Source organism: Nocardia sp. NPDC087230 (assembly GCF_044744725.1).
GTDB lineage: Bacteria > Actinomycetota > Actinomycetes > Mycobacteriales > Mycobacteriaceae > Nocardia > Nocardia canadensis.
Genome location: NZ_JBIUYV010000010.1, coordinates 190,601 through 213,915 on the forward strand (window position 1 = coordinate 190,601; position 23,315 = coordinate 213,915).

A 23,315-nucleotide genomic window follows, 5' to 3' on the forward strand; every position below is an offset into this window, starting at 1 on the left:
GCGCCCGCGCGCGCATCGGCCCTGGATAGACTCCCTCGCAGGTCCGCCCGGACCCAGCCGGTCGCGAGAACGGAGATTCGGTGCACGCCCCCATCGCGCGACGCCCGAAGAGCCCGCGACCACCCGTGCGGGCCGCCCGATGACCCGGCGGCCCAACGTCACCGAGCTGCGGACCGCTGCCGAAGCGGTCACGGTGTTCGTGGCCGCCGCGGTCGCCGTCCTCGCCATCATGCTGCCGATCAGCTTCGCCGCTCTGGCCGAATCGCGCCACGTCGACCTGCTGGTGTTCAACATCCCGCGCGCGATGACCGGCGGCGCGTTCGTCGCGGTCATCACCGCCGCGGTCACCGTCGCCGTCGGCAGCGTGCGCACGGCCCGGTGGACGGCACTGGTCGCGCTCGCGGGAATCCTGCTCAGTCATCTGGTCCTGGCCCGCAATGCCGACAGCACGCATTTCACCGGCCTGTCCCTGCCGACCCTGAACTTCGTCGACGCCCTCCTGGCCGGAATGGCGGTGGGCGCCTTGGCCGTCGCGGTCTGGCCCGCCCCGCTGTTGCGCGGGGTGTACCTGTTCGCCGTGCCCGCCGCGACCGTGCTCGGTGACCTCACCGAGGCGCCCACCGACGAGACCTCGGCCGGTTTCGACGGCGTCCTCGCCGGCACCCTGCCGCTGTGGTTCATCGCGGCCACCGTCCTGGCCCTCGGCTACTTCGCGGCGACGACCACCACCTCGCCGCGCCCGGTCCTCGACACCGCGATCCCGTTGGCGCCCGTGTTCGCCGCCGTCATCGCCTTCTCGGCGATCCTGGCGGCGTCGCTGGCGGTGGCCGTGCGCGAGATCACCGTCCCGTACGTGCTCGTCGGCGCGATCGTCGTCGTGGCGGCCGCGACGACGGCCGCGCTGATCCTGCCCGACCGCGACGGCGTCCTGCTGCTGTTGATGACCACATTCGCCGTGGCGGGCAGCCTCGTCATCACCCTGCCCCGCTCGGGCCTGGTCGACGTGGGCACCATGATCGCTCTCGGCGCCGGGCTGCTGGTCGGTCTGCGCGCACCGCGCGCGATCCTCGCCGCGGCCACCGTGGTCGCGCTGTCGGTATTCGTGCTGGCCACCGACCTGCTCGACCCGCCGGCGGCCCTCAACGCCGCCGTCGGCTGTCTGGCGCTGGGCGCGGTGTGCGGATACTGCGTCGGCTCGGCGGTCCCCGGGAGTCCCACCTCCGCCGTCGTCGGCCTGTCGATCCTGTTCGTGCCCTCACTCGGAGTCGCGTTGAGCGACGACGAATTCGGCCACCTCGCCTACTCCTCGTCGTGGTACCGCACCGCCGACGTCGACCGCGGTCCGATCCCCGCGACGGCCTCGATCGGCATCGCGCTCGCCTGCACCGCCGCGATCGCGCTGATCCAGCGCCGCCGACCAGCCGCCTAGTCCCAGCCCAACTCGGAGAACACCCGCCCGGCCAGCGCCGCCCGCACCCCGACCTCGCAGTATTCGACGATCTCCGCCGGGAGCTGTGCCGGATCGAACCACCGCAGCTCCGAACACCTCTCCGGTTCCCGATTGACAACCTCCCCACGCCAGCGCCGCACGACGAAGAACATCTGCACCCGCTCGTCGCTGTGCAGCACATGCGCGAATGCCACGTCCCCGGCGTCGATCTCGACGCCCACCTCTTCGCGCGCCTCCCGGATCAACCCCGCCACCGCCGACTCCCCCGCCTCGAGATGCCCCGCGGGCACATGGAACAACCCGTCCCCGAAGCCGGTAGCGAGCCTGCGCCCCAACAACACCCGCCCGTCACCGTCGAGCAGCACCAGATGAACGCCGACGAGTACCCGATACTTGTCCACGAATTCACCCTACCGAGATACCGAGACCGCCCCTGTTACAGCCGAATTCGGGGTACAACCGGTACATGAGTTTCCCGGTGACCTTCGGGTTCGCCCAGATCGGCCTGCTCGCCCTGCTCGCACTCGCCGTAGCCCTGCTCGTCTCCGCCGCCCTCGCGGCCCGCCGCCGCGGCGGCCTCAAGACCATCCTGGGCCGTGGCGCCCCCGGCCTGGCCCTGCTCCTCGTCGCCACCCTCCTGCTTTGGATCGCCACCCTCCTCCAGACCTACCTGGGCCTGACCGGCGAGATCACCGCCGCCCACGTCACCGCGAAACCCGTTGCCGGACAGTCCGACCAACTCGAGATCGAACTGACCCTCTTCGACGACGACGGCGCCGTCGACACCCGCACCACCCACCGCGTCGAAGGCAACCTCTGGGCCCTGCAAGCCAACATCGTCGAACTCCACCCCTGGGTCAACGCCCTCGGCTTCCACTCCGGCTACAAGATCACCCGCCTCTACGGCCAGCGCCTCGACGGCAAAGCCACCCACCAGGACCACATCATGCTCAACGGCAGCGACCGAGACTTCTTCGAAGACATGAACACCGGCACCTGGTACACCTCCCCCTTCGTCAAATCCGCCTACGGCAACGCCGTCATCGCCACCCCCGGCGAATACGACGTCCTCATCTCCCACGACGCCATCAAGGTCCGCGCGACGAATTGACGCCATCCCGTCGCAATGTGGCAAACTTCCGGTGTGGACCTCGGGGCAGAGCGAGCATTTCGCGAACAAATCTTCATTCAGTTGGCAGAACTGCTCGTAGTGAAGCCGATCCTGCAGCGTCGCGATCTCGAGTATTTCGAACTTGATGGTGCGCATTGCAGGATTGCAGATCGTAGCAAGGGCATCTGGAACCCGCGGGACCTCATGGCCACGCTATCCATCCTATCGACGCCGGATAGTAGCTATCCGGACGTAGATCTGGGAGATGGGCTGTTCGCGTATGCCTACCGAGAGGGGTCCACCGACGGTGACAACACGAAGCTACGCAGAGCATTCGAGCTGAAACTCCCGGTCATCTGGCATCGCGGATTCAAGGCTGGGTCAGTGGTCCGCTACAAGCCCGTGTTCCCGGTCTACATCGTCGAGGACGACCCCGAGAACCGTCGAGTCATCATCTCTCTCGATACCGGAGATGAGCCCGTCGACCTTGACGCACTCACCGATGATCCGGAGATCAAGAAGCGGTACTCCGTGGAAACAAAGCGGCGTCGACTACATCAGCGACAATTCCGGAGTCGACTGCTGGTTGCCTACCAATGGCGATGCGCCGTCTGCCGATTGGATTTTCCGCCTTTGCTGGATGGCGCGCATATCATCGGTGATGCCGAATCCGACGGCAACCCCGTGGTCGACAACGGACTGGCCCTCTGCAAAATCCACCACGCCGCATATGACGCGGACCTTTTGGGCATCTCTCCCGACTACCGAGTGCACATCAGCGAGACATTGAGAGATTCCACCGACAGCGGACCGGTCATCACCCACGGGTTCCGTGAACTCGATGGTCACCCTTTGGCCGTACTACCGGACCAGGAATCTCATAGGCCGTCGAAGGATCGCCTTGGACTCCGGTTCGAGCGCTTCGCCGGCAGCATGGACGTGGCGTGGCCGATCCACCCGGTGCAGACGAGCCTCGCGTCACCAGGCAACGACGAGGTCGACTGACGAGACCCTGCGCGGCTGTCGAAACCGCCTCATTCGCCTGCGTGACGGGCTGAACCATCGAGGACGGGCATTCTGGGCATTGTCAAGAGGCGAATCTTGCGGAAACTTCGTCTGTGGGACGTCGGTTCACATGTATTCGTGTCGTTGTTTTCGTTGTTGTGCACAGATCTTCGTGAAGTTGGGGGTCGGGGGCGGGTGGAGGCGGCATCCTCGGGGGTGAGTTCGCGTTACCCAGGAGTCACATGACGAATCGAAGTGACCGTGAGGGTGGCGTGCCCGTGGCGCTGCCCTCGCTACAGAGTTTGCCTGCTGATGAGGCCAGGGACTTGTTCGAGTTGATGCGGGCGGCGGTGACGTTCGAGGCGAAGGCGTTGGACAAGTCGATCGACTCGATGTTGGGGGCGTTGCCCCGGCCGTTTCGCGCGGTGACGAAGAAGATCATGTTCGGCGGCAGATGACGGATCTGACTACGCGGGCGCAGTTGATTCTGCTGGCTCGCACGCTGCATGTTCATCCTCAGCGGGTGCAGCATCTGCGGTATCTGGGGGCCGATCGGTTGCACGAGTTGCAGCAGCAGATCGCGGGGGTGCTGTTCGATCAGCACACCGAGACGTTTCGGCGGATCAGCGCGCTGGTGCCGTTCATTCCGCTGTCGATCTCGATTCCGTTGGTGCAGCGGCTGGTTCCGCCGATGACGACCGGGCGGGCGGCGGGGTCGGTGGGGGTGGAACATCCGGTCAAGGCCGCGGAGACGTTGATGATGCTCGATCCGGGGTACGCGGCGGATTGCGCGCCCTACCTGGATCCGCGGGCGATCGCGCAGCTGGCGGATGTGGCGCCGCCGGGGCCGGTAGTCGAGATCGTCAACGAGCTGCTGCGGCGGTGTGACTACGTGACGGCGGGGCCGTTCCTGGCGTGCGCCACACCGGAGCTGATCGCCGCGGTCGAGGCGGACGTGCACGACGACGCGGGGCTGATCCACTCCGCCGCGTACTCCTACGATTCCGAGATCCTGAGCTCGGTGATCCGGCAGTTGCTCGATGGGCCGCATCGGCGGATTCCGCGGATGGCGCAGGCGGTGATGGCGGGGCGGCCCGCGCTGCAACACGCCGCGCTGTCGGTGTTCTCGCGGTGCGCGCCGGATGTGATCAGCCGGGTCGGCGACGTGCTGTTCGGTAGCGCGCCGCAGCGGGAGGTCGCGAATCTGGTGCGCAACGCGATCGAGGTGGGCGCGGTGCCCGAGTTCCTCACGGTGGTCGGGCATCTCACGCCGCTCGGGTTGTGGACGCTGGTGGGGAATTCGGTGTTCACCGATCCGGGGGTGGGCGTCGGGTTGGTCGCGCCGCTCGACGATCGCAGTGATGTGGGGAGCTGGCGGGGGCTGTTCACGTTGATGTCGCGGATGGACGACACCATCCGGGGTGTGGTCGGGTACGCGCTGGCGGCACTGTCGGACGCGACGGTCGCGGAATTGCCGGCGCACGCCACCGAGACCAGTTCCTGGCCTGCGCTTCTCGATCTGGTCGCGGTGTCGGGGCCGGAGGCGCAGGGGCGTTTCGGCGCGGTGTGGTCGGATCTGGTGCCGGAGCGGCGGGCACATCTGCATCGGTGCATCCACGAGCATCACTACGACACTCGGTTGGCGGACATCACGGCCGCGGTCGATCCGGTCGCGGTCGATCAGTTGTTCTTCCGGCGGCGGCGGATGCAGCGGTATCGCAACGGCTGATGACAGAGGTGCCTCGCCGGCCGCCTCGTTACACCGGCGGGCCGCCGCGACGGCCTCCGGAGAACCCACCAACAGGACGATCGCCCACATCAGCGACTTCTCCGAATTCGCCTTCGCGAGTACACGAAGCCCCTCACCGAGGTCTACCGGCGAACGGAGGTGGTCGCATTCGACGGACTTCGCTCCCGCAGGGCACGCGAAACAGAGCGAGTGCACCGCCACACCATCGTGGCTACGGGATCCGGGGCTTCGTGTATTCGACCGCCAGTCCGGGTAACTGGGTAGGGCGGCGGGCTCACTCGTGGGCTGGATGCGTGTCGGTGGACGAGACAGCGGGGCGAATCCGGGAGAGGGTGGGGTCGACCGGAAACAGCGAGGAGGAGCGGATGTACAGGGTTGCCGATCAGCGGCCTGCCAGTGGCGGGACGGCCGTGGTGGCGGCGGTGCTCGCGCTGCTCGGGGGAATCGCCGGGGCCGTGGGGGTGCTGTTCGGGCTGTTCAGGATGGTGCGGAGCGAGACCGGGGTGTTCGGGTGGGGGATCGCGCCGGGGTGGGTGTCGGTGGTATCCGGGGCGACCTTGCTGGTCGATGTGCTGTCCGCGGTGTCGCTGTCGGTGGGGGCGATTCTGCTGTTCCGGCGACGTGGGGCGGGGCCCACACTGGTGGCGCTGGGAAGCGTCGGGACGTTGGGCGCGTATGTAGTGACGGCGATGTCGACCGCGGTCCAGCTGATCCAGTACGACCTGTCGATCGGGCGTCACCTGGACGCGGTGCTGGGGCAGTCGGTGTTCAACGGGCTGTTCTCGGTGGAGCGCAGTGTGCCGTGGATGGTGTCGGTGCTGCTGTTGGTGTTTCCGGTGGTGGCGTTCGTGCTCGCGGTGCTGCCGTCGACCCGGCGGTGGTGCAGGGCGGCCCGACCGCCCGGCGGTAGGGGGACGCGGGAGCTGGGCAGGCATCCCGGCATACCGTCGATGGCCGGTGTGCCGGGCCGACCAGGGCCGGGCGCACCGCATCAAGCGCTCCACGCCCAGCCTCCGGGGGCCCAGTTCACCGGCGGTGCACCATATCCCGGCATGCCGCCCGTTCCCGACGCACTTGATGCAGGACGGCAGCAAGCTCCCGGCGCCCCGCATGCGGGCGCCCAACCGGCGCTCGGTGCGCTGCACTCGGGAGCCCAGCCCACGCCCTACCCCAGCGCACCGCTGCGGCCCGACGCGCAGCGGCCCGACAGCCCGGCACCGAATCAGGGGGCACCACAGGGATATCAGCGCCCCACTGGACCACCGCAGGATCATCGTCCGCAGGACGGATACCGGGCCTGACAGATCAGGGGACGACAGCGGCGGGAATCTGGGGCAGGGTGTAGGCCTGCACGATCTGGTTCGAAAGGATTCACCTGTGAGCTCGAAACAATCCCACCGTCGCCTGCTCCGACTCGCGCTGACCGGCGCGTTCCTCGCCCTCCCGCTCGTCGGTATCGCCGGTCCGGCCGGCGCGCACGCGGCGCAGCCGCCCGCTGCGGCCGAGTTCGTCGACCGCGGCTGGCACGACCACGACAACGGGCTGCACCTCGGACACAACCCGCTGCGCAAGTGGCTGCATCAGCTGCTGCCGCACGGCGCTTTCGGTAGCTGCGACTGATCGATCGGGGCCTGCTCTCCCCGTGGGGGCAGGCCCCTGCTGTGCGCGGAATTGCCAGCGGCGGTGTGGGATACCCAGAATGAGCGCATCATTTCGATGCGAGGAGTTCGGGTAATGACACGCGGGCCGTTGGTCTTCTTCGGTGCCGCGGTGGCGGCATTCTGTGGCGCGGTCGGCGCGTTGATCGCGGCGGACCATCTGCTGGACGAGCGAGAGCGAAAGCTGCTCGCGACGCACTGCGCGGTGGCGGTCGACGTTCCCGGCGGGGCGGTGCTGCTGAACTCGCTCGGGGCCGGGTTGCTGATCGGCACCGTGGTGTTGCTGGCCGGGCTGATCGTGTCGCTGACGCGCGGCGACGCGCGGTGGAAGGTGGGGGCGATTCCGGTGGCGGGGCTCGCGCTCGTCGGGGTCGGCCTGTACGCGGCGCTGGTGACGCTGGCGACGGTGTCGCCCGATGCCATCGAGCCCGGTTCCGCCGACTATCACCCCTGCGTGACCCGAAGCTGAGGACTACGACACGGCGCGGAACCGTGATCCCCATTCCGCCAGCCGCTCGGTCAGTTCCGGCGGGCCGAGGACGCGGAACTCGGCTTCCACCTTGCCCAGCAACAGGATCGGCCAGTCGAGGTTGTCGACGGTCATCTCGATGTGGGAGCGGTCGGCGGGCAGCGCGGTGACGGCGCACCAGCGGCCGACGCGGGCGTGGACGTCGAGGGCGGGCGCTTCGATCTCGGCGGTGACGGTGTACCCCGTTCGGCGCGAACCCATTCCGTCGCGGACGAAGGTGACGGCGTCCGGAGCGGGCAGGTCGCGGGGGCGGAACCGGATGCCGGTGGCGCGGGAGTCGGTGAGACGGTCGACGCGGAAGTTGCGCCAGTCGTGGCGGGTCAGGTCGTAGGCCACGAGATACCAGCGGCGGCCCAGCGAGACCAGGCGGTGCGGTTCCACCTCGCGCGCGCTGGTGCGGCCGTCGGCGGCGGTGTAGGTGAAAGTGAGACGTTCCTCGCCGCGGCAGGTCAGCGCGAGGTCGGTGAGCACGGCCGGGTCGACGTCGGAGAGCGGGACGGCGTTCCAGCCGGCGGAGACGGTCATGGCGCGCAGCGCGTCGACCCGGCGGCGCAGGCGGGTGGGCAGGACAGTGACGAGTTTGGCCAGGGCGCGGACCGACGGCTCGGCCAGGCCGTCGCCCGCGCCCTGGGAGCCGGCTTGCAGGCAGACGGTGATGGCGACGGCCTCGTCGTCGTCGAGGACCAGCGGCGGGAGCGCGGCGCCCGCGGCGAGCTGGTAGCCGCCGTCGACGCCGGGCCGGGCGTCCACCGGATAGCCGAGCTCACGCAAACGATCGATGTCGCGGCGCAGCGTCCGTGGCGAAACACCGAGCCGCTCGGACAGTTCCGTGCCCGGCCAGTAGCGATGGGTCTGCAGCAGAGACAGCAGACGGAGGGTGCGAGCGCTCGTGTCGGCCATGTTTTCCATTCTCGCGCACATTGCGGACAGAAAGTGACCGCAATGGGTTCTACCTTGGCTTTCATACCGACAACGAAGGGAAACCAGCTCATGACCACCACCGCTTCCCCCCTCCTCGACACCGAGCGCACCGACCTGCTGGAGATGCTGGCCAAGCACCGCCACTTCCTGCGTTTCACCACCCGCGAGCTGACCGACGAGCAGGCCCGGATGCGGACCACCGCCAGCGAGCTCACCCTGGGTGGGCTGATCAAGCACGTGGCGGCGGTCGAGGCGAACTGGGCGAAGTTCATCGTCGAGGGGCCCGCGGCCGGACCCGATTTCTCCTCGATGAGCGAGGCGGAGATCGCCGAGTGGAGCAACAAGTTCGTGCTGCTGCCGGACGAGACCCTCGCGGGCGTGCTGGCCGAGTACGAGCAGGTGGCCGCGCGCACCGACGAGCTGGTGCGCACGCTGCCGGACCTGAACGTGTCTCAGCCGCTGCCGGAGGCGCCGTGGTTCGAGCCCGGCGGACGCTGGAGCGCGCGCCGGGTGTTCATGCACATCATGACCGAGACGGCGCAGCACTCCGGCCACGCCGACATCATTCGGGAATCGCTGGATGGAGCGAAGTCGATGGGCTGAGCTCGGACTGGATGGCCTGGGCCGCCGCGCGATGCTCGGCGGCGGCGTCCGGGTCGGTGGGTTCGAGCACGTCGGCGATGCCCTGGTGCGCGAGCGCCTCGGCGAGGCGGTAGCCGAGTTTCGGTGCCAGCTCCAGGGTCTGCCGGTACAGGCGCAACGCCTCGTCGGGAAGACCGGCCAGCCGGCAGGTTTCGGCGTAGCCGTTGAGGAAGTGGATCTTCCAGTGCTCCTCGAACAGGTCGTCGAGCAGGGCGAACGCCTCCCGATGGCTGGCGAGGGCCTGTTCGTAGCGGCCCATCCGGCGCAGCGCGACGCCCTGGCAGTTCAGGCACCAGGCCTCGTTGTGCTTGTGGCCGTCGGCGCGAGCCGAGGCCAGCGCGCTGCTCAGGTGCGCGAGCGCCTCCTCCGGCGCGTCGGCGGCGATCGCGACACCGAGGGTGATCTGGGCCTGCAGCGACGGCGGCCAGGTCGGATTGTCGGCGGGGACCGCCAGCGCCTCGCGGGCCAGCTCGGCGGCCTGCTCGCGATGGCCCAGCTGCAGCATGGCCCACGCCTCGCTGGCCATGGCGTCGGCGGCGCTCATCGGGCAACCGCTGCTCGCGTAGAGGTCGCGGGCCTGGCGGAACAGTTCGAGTGGTTCCTCGGTATCGCCTTCGTCCCAGCGTAATTGGGCGCAGCGCATGGTCAGCTCGGCGCGCGGCAGCGGGTCGCCCGCGGCCGCGACCAGCGGGGCGGCGGCGGCGTAGGCGGCGGCCGCCTCGGTCATCCGGCCCGCGTTGTAGCGGGCGAAACCCAGGTCGCTGTGCGCTTCGGCGAGCTGGCGGGGGTCACCGAGATGCTGTGCGGCGGTCAGGGATTGCTCGAACAGGGCATTGAGGTGGGTGGTGCCGCACCGCCGGGCGAAGAACGCGCGCATGAAGCGCGGCAGCTCGCACACGTGGACGTTCGCGCCCACCTCGACGGCCGCGTAGAACACTGCCATCAGGTTGGTGTACTCGGAGACGAACCAGAAGAACGCGGCGTCGCGGCCGGGGAAGGTCGGTAGGTCGGCCGGAGGCGAGCCCGCCGAGACGGGGCGGGTGGGCGACAGGAACGGCATCGCGGCGTCGGCGGCGGCCGCGGTGTGCACGTAGTAGTCCAGGACCCGGCCCAGCGCGCGCTCGCGGTCGGCGTCGGAATCGTGTTCGAAGGTGGCGTGGCGGGCGTGCTGCCGGACGAGATCGTGCAGGCGGTAGCGGCCCTCGGCCGGCTGCTGGACCAGGTGGGCGTCGAGGAGATCCTCGAGTATGGTGCGCGCGGTGCGCAGCGGCACGTCGGCGACGGCGGCGGCGACATAGTCGGTGAAGGTGGAGCCGGGGATCAGGCCGAGCAGCCGGAACAGACGGCGCTGATCCCGGTTGAGCTGACGCACCGACATGCCGAACGCGGTGTCGAATTCGGTGGCGCCCTCGGCCATTCGCTCGACGAGGATGCCGACCGACCAGCCCGGACGATGCCGCAACCGGGCCGCGGCCAGCCGCAACGCCAGCGGCAGATTGCCGCACAGCCGCAGCACCTCCGCGGCCTGCTCCGGCTCCCGCGCGAGCCTGCCGTCGGGTCCGCGCGCGTCACCACTGGCACGGACCAGCAGTTCGGCGCTCTCCTCGGCGGTGAGCACGTCGAGGGTCACCGGCGGCACCTCGTCGAGCTCGAGCAGCCGATTGCGGCTGGTGATGATGGCGACCGACTCGCCCGCGCCCGGCAGCAGCTGGCTGACCTGCGCCGCGTCGGCGACGTTGTCGAGCACGACCACCGCGCGCAGCCGGGCCAGCTCCGAGCGCCAGCACGCCGCCCGCAACTCGACGCCACCGTCCTGCGGCACCTTCTCCGAGGGCACCTGCAGGGCGGCCAGCAGGGCACGCAGGGCGGCGTCGGGGTCCAGCGGCTGACGGCCGTCGGTGAAACCGTGCAGGTCGAGATAGAGCTGGGCGTCGGGGTAGTCGGCCGTCAGCTGGTGCGCGGCGTGCACGGCGAGGGAGGTCTTGCCGACGCCGGCCATGCCGTCGATGGCGACCACGCGGTCGGCCCGGACGGCGGCCAGGACATCGGCCAGCGCCTGTTCCCGGCCGGTGAAGTCGGGGACGTCGCGGGGCAGGTCGTTACGCGGCGGCGGTGGGGCGTCGGCGGGCGGGCTCGGCGGCGCGACCTGTCGACTGGTCTTCGGCGGCGCGGGCAGCGGGTTGTTGGCGCGCTCCCAGAGCGGGCGCAGCGGACGCGGATCGCGTTTGACCAGGCGGCACAGTTCCAGCACGGCGGGCCACGGCGGCACCGTCTGCCCGCTGAGGTAGCGCGACAACGACGACGAGCTCAGCCCGGTGTCGCGAGCCAGCGCACGCACGCCGCGGCCCGACAGCTCCTGGATCAGGCGCAGGCGCGCCGCGAGTTCGTCCTGCGGGTAGGCCTTCGCCGTCTGCTGTTGCACAACCACCGTTTCCCACTGTCGCTGTCCCGGCCCGGATCAGGAAGTTTCCCGAGGACAATCGGGAGGTCAGGGCCGTTTTCCACTGTCCCACAGTGTCCCACAGCCATCGTTTTCCGGCGCACGACGGGCTGTTATTGGGTCACACCGCAAGCAGCGGAGAACAACGGGAAACAAGGAGAACGACATGCAGTCTCGGATGCAGAACCCGGCCATGGTCCTCACCGACGCGATGGGCCCGATCCAGCAGGTCCTCAAGGCCGTGCAGACCGGCGGCGTCGACGGCGAGATCCTGGAGCTGGTGCACCTGCGGGTCAGCCAGATCAACGGCTGCAGCGCCTGTGTCGACGGCGGCACCAAGACCGCCCGCAAAGCCGGCGTCAGCGAGGATCGCCTCGCCACCGTCGTCGCCTGGCGGGAGACCCCGTACTTCACCGACGAGGAGCGCGCCGCCCTCGAGCTGGCCGAGGCGGCGACCCGCCTGGCCGACCGTCCCAACGCCGTCACCGACGAGATCTGGGACGCGGCCGCCAGCTACTTCGACGAGCGCCAGCTCGCCTCGATCGTGCTGATGATCGGCGTCACCAACATGTTCAACCGGCTCAACGCCACCACCCGCCAGATCGCCGGCGCCTGGGGCTGAGCCCCGTTCACCCCCCTGATCCACCGAAAGGAACCTTCGAGATGACCACCAACCAGTCCCACAAGAAGAGCTCGCACGGGGGTTTCTCCCGGTGGATGCAGCACCGGATGAACGCCAGGATGAACCGCAAGGTCCGCTCGGGCCACGGCACCTTCATGGGCATGGACGTGCTGATCCTGCACACCATCGGCCGCCGCAGCGGCGAACCGCGACAGACGCCGATCTCCTGGTTCGCCGACGGCGACTCCTGGCTGCTGGTGGCCTCGGGCGGCAAGAACGGCCACCCCGACTGGCATCTCAACCTGATGGCACACCCGGACCAGGCCACCATCGAGCTGCCCGGCGAGGCACCGCTGCCGGTCACCCCGCGCGTGCTGACCGGCGCGGCGCGGGCCACGGCCTGGGAGTCCATCACCGCCGCGCAGCCCCGGTACGGCAAGTACCAGGCCAAGAGCGAGCACGAGTACGCGGTGGTGCGGCTCAGCCCGCGCTGACCGGACGCGAACTCACGCGGGCAGCAGCCGGCCGATCACCTCGGCCAGCTGCCGCACCGTGCGGCATTCGTGCATGGTGACGATGTCGGTGTAGACGTGGGCGGCCGAGTCACCGGTCGACCACGAGCGCGACGGCTCCGGATTGAGCCAGTACACCGCCTTGGCCCGTTCGGTCATCGCTTGCAGCGCGGCCAGATTCGGGTCGGTGCGGTTGGTGCGGGCATCGCCGAGGATGAGCACGCAGGTACGTGGGCCCAGGGCGTCGAGGTAGTGGTCGACGAAACCCTGGAAGGCCTCGCCGTAGTTGCTGGAGCCGAAGCGGGCCACGCCGGCGTCGCGGACGATCTCGCGCGCGAAGCCGGCCGGGGGTGGTTCACCGGGGGTGAAGTAGTCGGTGATCTCGGCGCACACGTCGACGAAGCCGAAACTGCGGACCCGGCTGAACTGGTCCTGCAGGGCCTGCACCAGTTGCAGGGTGAACTCGGCGAAACCGGTCACCGAACCCGAGACATCGGCCAGCACGACGAGATCGGGGCGGCCGTGGCGGCGGGCCCGCAGCACCGGATCGATGGGGACACCACCGGTGGCCATCGAACGGCGCAGGGTGCGGCGCAGGTCGATCTGCCCGCGCACGGCCTTCTTGCGGCGCACCGCCAGGCGGGTGGCGAGCTTGCGGGCCAGCGGATGCACCAGACGCCGCATCTCGGCCAGGTCCTGCTCGCGAGCACCGAGGAAATCGGTACTGTCCGCGCCGGATTCGACGCCGCGGCGCGCGATGTAGTCGGTGCCGCGCAGCTGCGCCGAGCGCAACCGGGCCTCGGCCTGCACCTGCGCACGGAACTGCTCCACCCGGCGACGTGCCTCGATCGTGTGCACTGCCGCGTCGAACTGGCCTGTCCCGCCCATGGTCTGCGCGACCTGTTCGGAGATCTCGTCCGGGCGCAGCGATTTCATCGTCAGATACGACGACCAGCCCGCGCCCGACGCCGAGGTGACCCGGCCCGCGCTTTCCCCCGCGCCACCGTAGGCACCGAAGGTATTGAGCGCCTCCCTGGCGAGTTCGGCGGTGTCGGCGCCTTGAATCAGCGCCGCGATGACCCGCTCGCGCAGCGGATCGGCATCCTCGTCCGCCACGGCGACCGGCCGGGCGCCGTCGAGGAAGTAGAGATCGAAGAGCTGATCGAACACCGCGCGCTGGCCGTTGCGGCGCAGCAGGCAGGCGGCCAGGCCCGAGCGCAGCACCCGGGAGTCTGCGGTGCCGAGGGCGACGATCGTCGCCGCGGCGTCGACGGTCTCGCTGGGGCCCGCGTGGATGCCGTGTTCGCGCAACAGCCCGACGAAGCCGACCAGGCGATCCGACATCGGTGCTTCGACACCGCCGTGCGCCGCCACGATGGTCACCACGCCACGGCGCCGGTCATCGGGCCACGCTGCCGTCGGTCCGATCGTCGAGACCGAGCCGTTCGATCGCCACCCGATGATCGGACTGGTACTTCAGCAGCACGCCCAGGGTGGCGCGGACAACGCCCGCGCTGAGCGTGCGGCTACCCAGCGCGACCAGGGTCTTGGCCCAGTCCACGGTCTCCGCGATCGAGGGTGCCTTGCGCAGCGACAGCTGCCGCAACGCGCTCACGGTCGCCACGACCGGCTCGGTCAGGTCCGCGTCCAGTTCGGGCACCTTGAGCCGGACGATCGCCTTCTCCAGTTCGGCCGCCGGATAGTCGATGTGCAGGTACAGGCAGCGCCGCTTCAGCGCTTCGGACAGGTCGCGGTTGGCGTTGGAGGTGAGGATCACGAAGGGCTTGCGCACGGCGGTGACCGTGCCGAGCTCGGGAATGCTCACCTGGAAATCGCCGAGCACCTCCAGCAGGAGGCCCTCCAGCTCCACGTCGGCCTTGTCGAGCTCGTCGATCAGCAGCACCGTCGGATCGGGGTTGCGGATGGCGGCCAGCAGCGGACGGGCGAGCAGGAACTCCTCGGTGAAGACGTGGTCGCGGGTGCCCTCCCAGGTCTCCCCCGAGGTCGCGGTGATCCGCAGCAGCTGTTTGGCGTGGTTCCACTCGTAGAGCGCGCGGGCCTCGTCGATGCCCTCGTAGCACTGCAGGCGGATGAGCTCGGCCGAGACCGCCGCGGCGACGGCCTTGGCGAGCTCGGTCTTGCCGACACCCGCGGGCCCCTCGATCAGCAGGGGCTTGCCGAGGTGATCGGCCAGGAAGACCGCGGTCGCGATGTCGGGGGACGGCAGGTAGCCGGCCGCGGTCAGCCGGTCCTGCACCTGGTCCACCGAGGCAAAGAACTTACTCATCGGTAACCAGTGTAGGCGGCGAGGACCTCAGTAGGCGTGCGGGGCCGCGGTGATGCGGCCGGAGTCGATGGCGGCGAGCAGAGAGTGGCGGTCGGCGAGGGTCTGGTCGCCGTAGGCGAGGCCGAACTCGCCCATCGCGCGATCGAAAACGTCGCCCTTGCCGAGGTAGGCGGCGATGGCGACGCGATCGCCGGAGCGCGCGTGCGCACGGGCCAGCACCGAGCCGCACAGCTCCGCGTACTGGGCCAGCTCGCTGTGGGTCTGATTGGCGACGTCGGCGGAGCCCTTCATGTCGCGCAGCTGCCGCATGTAGAAGAACCGGCCGGCCGGCCCGGTCGCCCAGGCCAGGAAGACATCGCTGGCCGACTGCATCAATCGCTGCCCGACCACCACCCGATGCCCCTGGTGGTGATACTTGCTCGGATTCAGGTGCGGCGCCAGCACCGAGGTCTCGGCCTCCTTGAGCTGCAGGAACAGCGGGCTGCCCGTCTCCTTGTCCATCATCAACGCGATGAAGCACCGGGTGCCGACGCTGCCGACACCGACCACCTTCATCGCCTGATCCACCAGGCGGTGCCGGTCGAGCAGGATCCGGCGCTCGTCGGGCAGGCTACGGCGGAAGTCGGCGAAGACCTCCTTGATGATCTTCTCGTCCGGCACCTCGATCGGCACCAGCAGCGGCGGCTGGTTCTTGATGCGTGGAATACCGTTCGCGTCGGGCTCGGTGAGCTTGTTCAGCGCCTGCAGACTCGTCTTACCGCGGGCGGTGCTGATGGCACGGTCGAGCTTCTTGCGCACCTTCGGCTTCTGAATCAGGTCGTAGACCTGCTCGGCGTCGACCCGCTCGTACCAGACCGACATGCTGTCGGCCTCGGCGAGCATGTGCATGGCCTCGCGGTAGCCGCGGGCGGCGGCTTCGACGGCGGTGGCGGCCCGATCGTCCTCGCACCCGTTGTCGCGAGCGGCCACGGCGACACTGGCCGCGAGGCGTTTGACGTCCCACTCGAACGGACCGGGCAGGGTCTCGTCGAAATCGTTGACGTCGAAGACCAGGTTGCGCTCCGGCGAGGCGTAGAGCCCGAAGTTCGACAGGTGGGCGTCACCGCAGAGCTGCACCGTCAGGCCGGTGTTGGCGCTCTTGGCCAGATCCGCCGCCATGATCGCGGGCGCGCCGCGCAGGAAGGTGAACGGGGACAGACTCATCCGGGCATACCGGATGGGCACCAGCTCCGGCACCCTGGTCATGGCCTGACGTTCCAGAATGGTGACCGGATCCTCCCGGTCCGGCCCCGCGCCCCACTCCCCCAGTTCCGAGCGCGAGATCCGTTTGCGCGCCGCCTTGCCCTGTGCGACCGCTTCGTCCGCGAAGTCCTCCACCGTCTGATTCGTCATCGAGCAAGTCTCGCGCTATCGGTGATCAACAGCAAGGACGCGCGCCGAACCCGACCTCAGCGGCCGATCGGCAAATCGATGGCGAAGGGCCCGCTCGCGCGCGGCGAACGGGCCCTTCGACAGCGAACAGCGAGAACTTACGCGGTCTCGGTGATCGGGCGATCGACCCAGCTCATCAGGCCGCGCAGCTTGGCGCCGGTGACCTCGATCGGGTGCTCGGCGTTCTCCTTGCGCAGACCCTCGAGCTCCTTGTTGCCGCCCTCGACGTTGGCGACGAGGCGCTTGACGAAGGTGCCGTCCTGGATGTCCTTGAGGATCGCCTTCATGCGCTCCTTGGTGTCGGCGTCGATGACGCGCGGACCGGACAGGTAGCCACCGAACTCCGCGGTGTCGGACACCGAGTAGTTCATGCGCGCGATGCCGCCCTCGTACATGAGGTCGACGATCAGCTTCAGCTCGTGCAGGACCTCGAAGTAGGCCATCTCGGGGGCGTAGCCCGCCTCGACCATGACCTCGAAACCGGTCTTGACCAGCTCCTCGGTGCCACCACAGAGGACGGCCTGCTCACCGAACAGGTCGGTCTCGGTCTCTTCCTTGAAGGTGGTCTTGATGACGCCGGCGCGGGTGCCGCCGATGCCCTTGGCGTAGGACAGCGCCAGCGCCTGGCCCTCGCCGGTCGGGTCCTGGTCCACCGCGATCAGGGCCGGAACGCCCTTGCCGTCGGCGAACTGACGGCGCACCAGGTGGCCGGGGCCCTTCGGGGCGACCATCGCGACGGTGACGTTGGCCGGAGCCTTGATCAGACCGAAGTGGATGTTGAGGCCGTGGCCGAAGAACAGCGCGTCGCCGTCCTTCAGGTTCGGCTCGATGTCGTTGGTGAAGATCGACGCCTGGGCGGTGTCGGGCGCCAGCACCATGATCACGTCGGCCCACTCGGAGACCTCGGCGGGGGTGCCGACGGTCAGACCGGCCTCTTCGGCCTTCGGCCGCGACTTCGAACCCTCAGCGAGGCCGACGCGGACGTCGACACCGGAGTCGCGCAGGCTCAGCGAGTGCGCGTGGCCCTGGCTGCCGTAGCCGATCACGGCGACCTTGCGGCCCTGGATGATCGACAGGTCAGCGTCGTCGTCGTAGAACATCTCGACTGCCACTGTGGAGTCCCTTCTGGATAATTTCTGGTGGGTAAAAGTTAGCGGGTGGCCGTGATCGACTTCGGACCGCGTCCGACTGCGACCACGCCCGACTGCACGATCTCGCGAATGCCGTAGGGCTCGACCATGCGCAGCAGGGCATCCAGCTTGGACCGGGTGCCGGTGGCCTCGATGGTCAGCGCGTCGGGCGAGACGTCGATCACCTTGGCGCGGAACAACTGCACGGCTTCGATCACCTGGGTGCGCACCGACGCGTCGGCCCGCACCTTCACCAGGATCAGTTCGCGGGCCACCGAGGCGTCGGCGTCCTGCTCCACGATCTTGATGACGTTGATCAGCTTGTTGAGCTGCTTGGTGACCTGCTCGAGCGGCAGATCGTCGACGGTCACGACGATCGTCATGCGCGAGATCTCGGGGATCTCGGTGCCGCCGACCGCCAGCGACTCGATATTGAAGCCGCGGCGCGAGAACAGGCTCGCGACACGCGCCAGCACGCCCGGCTTGTCCTCGACGAGAACGCTCAGGGTGTGGGTGGTGCTCATTCCTGGGAACCCTTCTCGAAGGCCGCCTGCTCGCGCTCCATCGCCTCGTGGATGACGGCGGGCTCGGAGACCTGCTCGTCCTCGTCGAAGAGCGGGCGGATGCCGCGGGCGAACATGATCTCGTCGTTGCTGGTGCCCGCGGCGACCATCGGCCACACCTGGGCGTCCTTGCCGACGATGAAATCGATCACGACCGGGCGGTCGTTGATCGCCTGCGCCTGCCGGATCGCGGCCTCGACATCCTCTTCCTTCTCCACCCGGATGCCGACGCAGCCCAGGGCCTCGGCCAGCTTCACGAAGTCGGGGATGCGCAGGGTGTGCGTGCCGAGATCGGTGTTGGAGTAGCGCTGCTCGTAGAACAGGGTCTGCCACTGGCGGACCATGCCGAGGTTGCCGTTGTTGATCAGCGCGACCTTGATCGGCACGCCCTCGACGGCACAGGTGGCCAGCTCCTGGTTGGTCATCTGGAAGCAGCCGTCACCGTCGACCGCCCAGACCTCCTTCTCCGGGGTGCCCATCTTGGCGCCCATGGCCGCGGGAACCGCGTAACCCATGGTGCCGAGGCCACCGGAGTTCAGCCAGGTGCGCGGCTTCTCGTACTTGATGAACTGCGCGGCCCACATCTGGTGCTGACCGACGCCCGCGCAGTACACGGCGTCGGGACCGGCCAGCCGGCCCAGCGTCTCGATGACGAACTCCGGCGAGAGCGAACCGTCGCTGGGCGTCTTCCAGCCCAGCGGGTAGTTGTCGCGGATCCCGCTGAGGTAGGCCCACCACTCGGTCAGGTTCAGCAGCGGGGCGGCGCCGGACTGCGGATCGGCCTTGAGGGTCTCGATCAGCTCGACGATGACCTCACGCGCGTCGCCCACGATCGGGACGTCGGCGTGGCGGTTCTTGCCGATCTCGGCCGGGTCGATGTCGGCGTGGATGACCTTCGCGTCGGGGGCGAAGGAGTCCAGCTGACCGGTGACGCGGTCGTCGAAGCGGGCGCCGAGGGTGATCAGCAGGTCCGACTTCTGCAGCGCGGCCACGGCGCCGACGGTGCCGTGCATGCCGGGCATGCCCATGTTCAGGGTGTGGCTGTCGGGGAACGCGCCCCGCGCCATCAGGGTGGTGACCACCGGGATGCCGGTCAGCTCGGCCAGCTCCAGCAGCTCGGCCGAGGCGTCGGACTTGATGACACCGCCACCGACATAGAGCACCGGCGACTTGGACTCCAGGATCATCCTGGCGGCCTCGCGCACCTGCTTGCCGTGCGGCTTGGTGACCGGACGGTAGCCGGGCAGCCGCATCTCCGGCGGCCACGAGAACGTGGTCTGGGCCTGCAGAGCGTCCTTGGTGATGTCGACCAGGACGGCGCCGGGACGGCCCGAGGCGGCGAGGTAGAACGCCTCGGCCAGGATGCGCGGGATGTCGATCGGGTCCTTGACCAGGAAGTTGTGCTTGGTGATCGGCATGGTGATGCCGGAGATGTCGGCTTCCTGGAACGCGTCGGTGCCGACCAGGCTCGACGGCACCTGACCGGTGATCGCCACGATCGGGACCGAGTCCATCTGGGCATCGGCCAGCGGGGTCACCAGGTTGGTGGCGCCGGGGCCCGATGTGGCCATACACACACCGACCTTGCCCGAGGACTGCGCGTAGCCGGTCGCCGCGTGACCGGCGCCCTGCTCGTGACGCACCAGGACGTGGCGGACCTTGGTGGAATCGAACAGCGGGTCGTAGACGGGCAGGACCGCGCCGCCGGGAATGCCGAATACGGTGTCGACGTCGAGCTCTTCGAGGGACCGGACCACCGACTGCGCGCCGGTGACGCGCTCGGGCGCGACCTGGCGGCGGGTGGGGTTGGTCGCCGGGTTACCAGTCTGGTTCGACTGTCCCGCTGAAGGCGCTGACCTGCGGGCCGATGGCCCGGGCCGTGCGGTTGGTGCACTCACCGTCTTCGTTCCTAACTTTGTCGTTCTGACCCCGGACAACACTTGGTGTGCCTGACACGCGGTGCCTTGCGACCCGCCGCGTCGGGTAATGCCCGAACACAAAAAAGCCCCCGACCAGCCATGGCTGTTCGAGGGTGGCGCGTCGCAACGCGAGCTGACGTATTCGACTCAGGCAGTCAGGCTCAACGCTGGACGCGCCGGCCGATTACGAGCAACTCGGTTCGATTCACGAGCACGACGTTAGGCGCGCGTGAGCCGAAGAGTCAAACAGACTACTCTCTGCGTCCCATTATGTGGGACGTGAGTGGTTGCGTGGGTCCGTGTACCAGGATGCGAGGATAGGAGGGTGTCATCACCGCATCAGTCCGTGCCACCGGCTAAATCGTCCCACACCGCCGCCGAGGGAACCGATACGGGTCGCTCCTCGCGACCCGGCGGCCTGCGCTCGGCGAGCCCGGGCAGGCTCGCGGCCATCGCCGCGGTGGTGCTCGCGTACCTGATCTTCGTCGTCGTCGGCACCGTGCAGGACTGGTCGCTGGGCCTGCGGATCGGGCTGATCGTGCCCACCGCGGTCGTCGTCTGGCTGCTGGTGCCGCGCAGGTCGACCACGCCCACGCCGGGCGTGCACGTCATCGGGGTGCCGCGCCTGGCCTACATCGGCGTGCTGGTGCTCGCTTTCTGCGTGTTCTTCCCGTTCGTCGGCTGGCCGGCGGGACTGTGGTGGCTGCTGCTGCTCCCGCTCGTGGCGATCTGGTGGGTCGTGCGGACGCACACCACGATCTCCGACGCGGGCCTGGACCTGAGCACGATGGTCGGCACGAAGCACCTCGACTGGGCACAGGTCAAGGGCATCAGCATTCCCAAGCGTGGCGCGGTGAAGGCACGGCTGGCCGACGACTCCGAGGTCCGGCTGCCCGCGGTGGGCTACGACCGGTTGCGTGAACTGATCGACGCCTCCGGTGGCCGCCTGCCCGATGTGTTCGCCGCCGCCGAGCAGGCCGAGGCCGAGCGCGTCGCCGCCGAGCGGGCGGCCGAGGCGAAGAAGGCCGAGCAGTCCGAAGCCGAGGAGCCCGGCACCACGGAGTGAGGGTCGGCTCCGTCACTGTGGGAATCGGCACGGCGCCGCCTGCGGTTGCAGGGGTACGCTGACGGCACCCGGGCACCCCGCGCCGACGGCACCACCGCGGCGACACCTTCCGGAGCGACACTCCCGCCTCGAGCCCGGTTCCGGCACCCACCCGCACCCACCACCGGCGCGACGCGACCACCGCGCGCCGGAGTAACGTGCAGGCTTGCCGGACGCACCGCGCACTCGCCTTGTGCGGCGCAGGTCAGCCCCCTGCGCGCACGCTTGGACGCACCCAGCGACACTACGAGGACTCCCCCATGCCACCGCTTCGCTCACGCACCACCACCATCGGCCGCAATGCCGCGGGCGCCCGCTCGCTCTGGCGCGCCACCGGCATGACCGACTCCGATTTCGGTAAGCCGATCATCGCGATCGCGAACTCCTACACCCAGTTCGTTCCCGGCCATGTGCACCTCAAGAACATGGGCGACATCGTCGCCGAGGCCGTGCGCGCCGCGGGCGGCGTGCCGCGCGAGTTCCACACCATCGCCGTCGACGACGGCATCGCCATGGGCCACGGCGGCATGCTGTACTCGCTGCCCTCGCGCGAGATCATCGCCGACTCGGTCGAGTACATGGCCAATGCGCACACCGCCGACGCGCTCGTGTGTATCTCCAACTGCGACAAGATCACTCCCGGCATGCTCAACGCCGCCATGCGGCTCAACATCCCGGCCGTGTTCGTCTCCGGCGGCCCGATGGAGGCGGGCAAGGCGGTGGTCGTCGACGGTGTCGCGCACGCGCCGCTGGACCTGGTCAGCGCCATCTCGGCGAGCGCCAGCCAGGCCGTCTCCGAGGAGGGCCTCGACGAGGTCGAGCGCTCGGCCTGCCCGACCTGCGGTTCGTGTTCGGGCATGTTCACCGCCAACTCGATGAACTGCCTCACCGAGGCGCTGGGCCTGGCCCTGCCGGGCAACGGCTCCACGCTGGCCACGCACTCGGCGCGCCGCGCGCTGTTCGAGCGGGCGGGCACCGTCATCGTCGACATCGCCAAGCGCTGGTACCAGGACGACGACGCCTCGGTCCTGCCCCGCAATATCGCCAACGCCAAGGCCTTCCGCAACGCGATGGCCCTCGACGTCGCCATGGGCGGTTCCACCAACACCGTGCTGCACACCCTCGCCGCCGCGCAGGAGGGCGAGATCGACTTCGATCTGAGCACCATCGACGAGATCAGCCGCCGGGTGCCGTGCCTGTCGAAGGTCTCGCCGAACTCGGACTACCACATGGAGGACGTGCACCGCGCCGGCGGCATCCCCGCCATCCTCGGCGAACTGCGTCGCGGTGGGCTGCTCGAGACCGACGTGACCACCGTGCACACCGCCGACTACGAGGAATTCCTCGACACCTGGGACATCCGCTCGGGCAAGGCTTCCGAGGAAGCGATCGAGCTGTTCCACGCCGCGCCCGGTGGCGTGCGCACCGTCGAGCCGTTCTCCACCAGCAACCGCTGGTCCTCGCTGGACACCGACGCCGCGGGCGGCTGCATCCGTGACATCGAGCACGCCTACACCGTCGAGGGCGGGCTGTGCGTGCTGCGCGGCAACATCGCCCCGGACGGCGCGATCCTCAAGACCGCGGGCATCGACGAGGAGCTGTTCACCTTCGAGGGACCGGCCGTGGTGGTCGAGTCCCAGGAGGAAGCGGTCTCGATGATCCTGGGCAAGAAGATCCAGCCCGGCGACGTGATCGTCGTCCGCTACGAGGGCCCCTCCGGCGGCCCCGGCATGCAGGAGATGCTGCACCCCACCGCCTTCCTGAAGGGCGCGGGCCTGGGCAAGGTGTGCGCGCTGATCACCGACGGCCGCTTCTCCGGCGGCACCTCGGGCCTGTCGATCGGCCACATCTCCCCCGAGGCCGCCCAGGGTGGCGTGATCGGCCTGATCGAGAACGGTGACCGCATCCGCGTCGACGTGCACACCCGCGCGCTCGAGGTCCTGGTCTCCGACGAGGTGCTGGCCGAGCGCCGCGCCAAGATGGAGGCCTCGGAGCGGCCGTGGCAGCCGGTGGACCGCGTCCGTCCGGTGACGACGGCCCTGCGCGCCTACGCGGCGCTGGCCACCTCGGCCGACAAGGGTGCCGTCCGCAAGGTGCCGTAATCGCCTTACCCGCGAGCAGTGGGGGGGGGGGGGGGGGGGGGGGGGCGGGGGGGCGGGGGGGGGGGGGCGGGGGGGGGGGGGGGTGCCGGCCCGCGCCCCCCCCACGCGGGGGGGGGGGGGAGGAGGGCGCGGGGGGTG

At 69.2% G+C, this 23,315-nt stretch carries 22 protein-coding genes; 12 read left to right on the forward strand and 10 right to left on the reverse strand.

Annotated features, from left to right (window positions below; genetic code table 11):
• Positions 1 to 139: 139 nt before the first annotated feature.
• Positions 140 to 1,429 carry a hypothetical protein gene (locus ACIO52_RS27580; protein WP_402647920.1) on the forward strand — a complete coding sequence of 430 codons (1,290 nt, stop codon included), beginning with the start codon at positions 140 to 142 and terminating at the stop codon, positions 1,427 to 1,429.
• On the opposite strand, the gene ACIO52_RS27585 is transcribed toward ACIO52_RS27580, so the two are convergent.
• On the reverse strand, positions 1,426 to 1,851 hold the full coding sequence (locus tag ACIO52_RS27585) for an NUDIX domain-containing protein (RefSeq protein WP_402647923.1): 426 nt from the start codon (positions 1,849 to 1,851) through the stop codon (positions 1,426 to 1,428). The genes ACIO52_RS27580 and ACIO52_RS27585 overlap by 4 nt on opposite strands.
• Positions 1,852 to 1,916: 65 nt before the next feature.
• On the opposite strand from ACIO52_RS27585, the gene ACIO52_RS27590 reads away from it, so the two are divergent.
• On the forward strand, positions 1,917 to 2,561 hold the full coding sequence (locus ACIO52_RS27590) for a hypothetical protein (protein WP_402647926.1): 645 nt from the start codon (positions 1,917 to 1,919) through the stop codon (positions 2,559 to 2,561).
• A 33-nt stretch (positions 2,562 to 2,594) separates the two neighbouring features.
• Positions 2,595 to 3,566 (forward strand): HNH endonuclease, encoded by a 972-nt coding sequence (locus tag ACIO52_RS27595; RefSeq protein WP_402647929.1) that lies wholly within the window; start codon positions 2,595 to 2,597, stop codon positions 3,564 to 3,566.
• A 238-nt stretch (positions 3,567 to 3,804) separates the two neighbouring features.
• Here the strand turns inward: ACIO52_RS27595 and ACIO52_RS27600 are convergent, their stop codons facing one another.
• On the reverse strand, positions 3,805 to 4,080 hold the full coding sequence (locus tag ACIO52_RS27600) for a hypothetical protein (RefSeq protein WP_218719291.1): 276 nt from the start codon (positions 4,078 to 4,080) through the stop codon (positions 3,805 to 3,807).
• Between the two features lie 9 nt (positions 4,081 to 4,089).
• On the opposite strand from ACIO52_RS27600, the gene ACIO52_RS27605 reads away from it, so the two are divergent.
• The 4 genes from ACIO52_RS27605 (at position 4,090) to ACIO52_RS27620 (ending at position 7,443) form a co-directional block, all read left to right on the forward strand.
• Positions 4,090 to 5,295 carry a hypothetical protein gene (locus ACIO52_RS27605; protein ID WP_316575626.1) on the forward strand — a complete coding sequence of 402 codons (1,206 nt, stop codon included), beginning with the start codon at positions 4,090 to 4,092 and terminating at the stop codon, positions 5,293 to 5,295.
• Between the two features lie 386 nt (positions 5,296 to 5,681).
• Positions 5,682 to 6,617: a hypothetical protein gene (locus tag ACIO52_RS27610; RefSeq protein WP_402647933.1), complete on the forward strand. Its 936-nt coding sequence runs from the start codon at positions 5,682 to 5,684 to the stop codon at positions 6,615 to 6,617.
• Between the two features lie 76 nt (positions 6,618 to 6,693).
• Complete coding sequence (locus ACIO52_RS27615; RefSeq protein ID WP_218719217.1) at positions 6,694 to 6,936, forward strand: hypothetical protein; 243 nt, start codon at positions 6,694 to 6,696, stop codon at positions 6,934 to 6,936.
• 114 nt (positions 6,937 to 7,050) lie between these two features.
• Entirely contained in the window at positions 7,051 to 7,443 is a 393-nt protein-coding gene (locus ACIO52_RS27620) for a hypothetical protein (RefSeq protein ID WP_402647935.1), read from the forward strand.
• 3 nt (positions 7,444 to 7,446) lie between these two features.
• Here ACIO52_RS27620 and ACIO52_RS27625 read toward each other — a convergent pair whose 3' ends face one another.
• Positions 7,447 to 8,403: a YafY family protein gene (locus ACIO52_RS27625; protein WP_342800717.1), complete on the reverse strand. Its 957-nt coding sequence runs from the start codon at positions 8,401 to 8,403 to the stop codon at positions 7,447 to 7,449.
• 90 nt (positions 8,404 to 8,493) lie between these two features.
• Here ACIO52_RS27625 and ACIO52_RS27630 point away from each other — a divergent pair, with 90 nt between their 5' ends.
• Entirely contained in the window at positions 8,494 to 9,027 is a 534-nt protein-coding gene (locus ACIO52_RS27630; protein WP_316575630.1) for a DinB family protein, read from the forward strand.
• Here the strand turns inward: ACIO52_RS27630 and ACIO52_RS27635 are convergent.
• Positions 8,987 to 11,494 carry a tetratricopeptide repeat protein gene (locus ACIO52_RS27635; protein ID WP_402647938.1) on the reverse strand — a complete coding sequence of 836 codons (2,508 nt, stop codon included), beginning with the start codon at positions 11,492 to 11,494 and terminating at the stop codon, positions 8,987 to 8,989. The two genes, ACIO52_RS27630 and ACIO52_RS27635, sit on opposite strands and share 41 nt — an antisense overlap.
• Before the next feature lie 178 nt (positions 11,495 to 11,672).
• Here ACIO52_RS27635 and ACIO52_RS27640 point away from each other — a divergent pair, with 178 nt between their 5' ends.
• The gene (locus tag ACIO52_RS27640; RefSeq protein WP_218719210.1) at positions 11,673 to 12,128 is read left to right on the forward strand and encodes a carboxymuconolactone decarboxylase family protein; all 456 of its coding nucleotides are present in this window, start codon (positions 11,673 to 11,675) and stop codon (positions 12,126 to 12,128) included.
• 41 nt (positions 12,129 to 12,169) lie between these two features.
• A complete protein-coding gene (locus ACIO52_RS27645; RefSeq protein ID WP_218719209.1) occupies positions 12,170 to 12,622 on the forward strand; it encodes a nitroreductase family deazaflavin-dependent oxidoreductase in 453 nt (150 codons plus the stop codon).
• 12 nt (positions 12,623 to 12,634) lie between these two features.
• Here the strand turns inward: ACIO52_RS27645 and ACIO52_RS27650 are convergent, their stop codons facing one another.
• The 6 genes from ACIO52_RS27650 to ACIO52_RS27675 form a co-directional block, all read right to left on the reverse strand.
• Positions 12,635 to 14,023 carry a VWA domain-containing protein gene (locus ACIO52_RS27650; RefSeq protein ID WP_342800715.1) on the reverse strand — a complete coding sequence of 463 codons (1,389 nt, stop codon included), beginning with the start codon at positions 14,021 to 14,023 and terminating at the stop codon, positions 12,635 to 12,637.
• A gap of 16 nt (positions 14,024 to 14,039) precedes the next feature.
• Positions 14,040 to 14,927: an AAA family ATPase gene (locus tag ACIO52_RS27655; RefSeq protein ID WP_402647942.1), complete on the reverse strand. Its 888-nt coding sequence runs from the start codon at positions 14,925 to 14,927 to the stop codon at positions 14,040 to 14,042.
• Between the two features lie 27 nt (positions 14,928 to 14,954).
• Positions 14,955 to 16,319 (reverse strand): DUF2252 domain-containing protein, encoded by a 1,365-nt coding sequence (locus ACIO52_RS27660; RefSeq protein WP_316575633.1) that lies wholly within the window; start codon positions 16,317 to 16,319, stop codon positions 14,955 to 14,957.
• Positions 16,320 to 16,456: 137 nt separating this feature from the next.
• A complete protein-coding gene (ilvC, locus tag ACIO52_RS27665) occupies positions 16,457 to 17,458 on the reverse strand; it encodes a ketol-acid reductoisomerase (protein WP_186817432.1) in 1,002 nt (333 codons plus the stop codon).
• A 50-nt stretch (positions 17,459 to 17,508) separates the two neighbouring features.
• Positions 17,509 to 18,012, reverse strand: coding sequence for an acetolactate synthase small subunit (gene ilvN / locus ACIO52_RS27670; RefSeq protein ID WP_019048314.1), 504 nt, complete (start codon positions 18,010 to 18,012; stop codon positions 17,509 to 17,511).
• Complete coding sequence (locus ACIO52_RS27675; RefSeq protein WP_316575634.1) at positions 18,009 to 19,949, reverse strand: acetolactate synthase large subunit; 1,941 nt, start codon at positions 19,947 to 19,949, stop codon at positions 18,009 to 18,011. Before ACIO52_RS27675 ends, ilvN begins: the two co-directional genes overlap by 4 nt.
• 346 nt (positions 19,950 to 20,295) lie before the next feature.
• Here ACIO52_RS27675 and ACIO52_RS27680 point away from each other — a divergent pair, with 346 nt between their 5' ends.
• Together ACIO52_RS27680 and ilvD are read left to right on the forward strand one after the other, a co-directional pair.
• Entirely contained in the window at positions 20,296 to 21,036 is a 741-nt protein-coding gene (locus ACIO52_RS27680; protein WP_402647946.1) for a PH domain-containing protein, read from the forward strand.
• Positions 21,037 to 21,335: 299 nt separating this feature from the next.
• Positions 21,336 to 23,177, forward strand: a complete 1,842-nt coding sequence (gene ilvD / locus ACIO52_RS27685) for a dihydroxy-acid dehydratase (protein ID WP_218719205.1) — start codon at positions 21,336 to 21,338, stop codon at positions 23,175 to 23,177.
• Positions 23,178 to 23,315 lie beyond the last annotated feature (138 nt).

Excerpts from the sequence above, each read along its gene's own strand:
- ACIO52_RS27580 (WP_402647920.1), top strand. The coding sequence starts at position 140 with ATGACCCGGCGGCCCAACGTCACCGAGCTGCGGACCGCTGCCGAAGCG.
- ACIO52_RS27590 (WP_402647926.1), top strand. The coding sequence starts at position 1,917 with ATGAGTTTCCCGGTGACCTTCGGGTTCGCCCAGATCGGCCTGCTCGCC.
- ACIO52_RS27600 (WP_218719291.1), bottom strand. The coding sequence starts at position 4,080 with ATGAACATGCAGCGTGCGAGCCAGCAGAATCAACTGCGCCCGCGTAGT.
- ACIO52_RS27610 (WP_402647933.1), top strand. The coding sequence starts at position 5,682 with ATGTACAGGGTTGCCGATCAGCGGCCTGCCAGTGGCGGGACGGCCGTG.
- ACIO52_RS27620 (WP_402647935.1), top strand. The coding sequence starts at position 7,051 with ATGACACGCGGGCCGTTGGTCTTCTTCGGTGCCGCGGTGGCGGCATTC.
- ACIO52_RS27625 (WP_342800717.1), bottom strand. The coding sequence starts at position 8,403 with ATGGCCGACACGAGCGCTCGCACCCTCCGTCTGCTGTCTCTGCTGCAG.
- ACIO52_RS27630 (WP_316575630.1), top strand. The coding sequence starts at position 8,494 with ATGACCACCACCGCTTCCCCCCTCCTCGACACCGAGCGCACCGACCTG.
- ACIO52_RS27640 (WP_218719210.1), top strand. The coding sequence starts at position 11,673 with ATGCAGTCTCGGATGCAGAACCCGGCCATGGTCCTCACCGACGCGATG.
- ACIO52_RS27645 (WP_218719209.1), top strand. The coding sequence starts at position 12,170 with ATGACCACCAACCAGTCCCACAAGAAGAGCTCGCACGGGGGTTTCTCC.
- ACIO52_RS27655 (WP_402647942.1), bottom strand. The coding sequence starts at position 14,927 with ATGAGTAAGTTCTTTGCCTCGGTGGACCAGGTGCAGGACCGGCTGACC.
- ACIO52_RS27660 (WP_316575633.1), bottom strand. The coding sequence starts at position 16,319 with ATGACGAATCAGACGGTGGAGGACTTCGCGGACGAAGCGGTCGCACAG.
- ilvC (WP_186817432.1), bottom strand. The coding sequence starts at position 17,458 with ATGTTCTACGACGACGACGCTGACCTGTCGATCATCCAGGGCCGCAAG.
- ilvN (WP_019048314.1), bottom strand. The coding sequence starts at position 18,012 with ATGAGCACCACCCACACCCTGAGCGTTCTCGTCGAGGACAAGCCGGGC.
- ilvD (WP_218719205.1), top strand. The coding sequence starts at position 21,336 with ATGCCACCGCTTCGCTCACGCACCACCACCATCGGCCGCAATGCCGCG.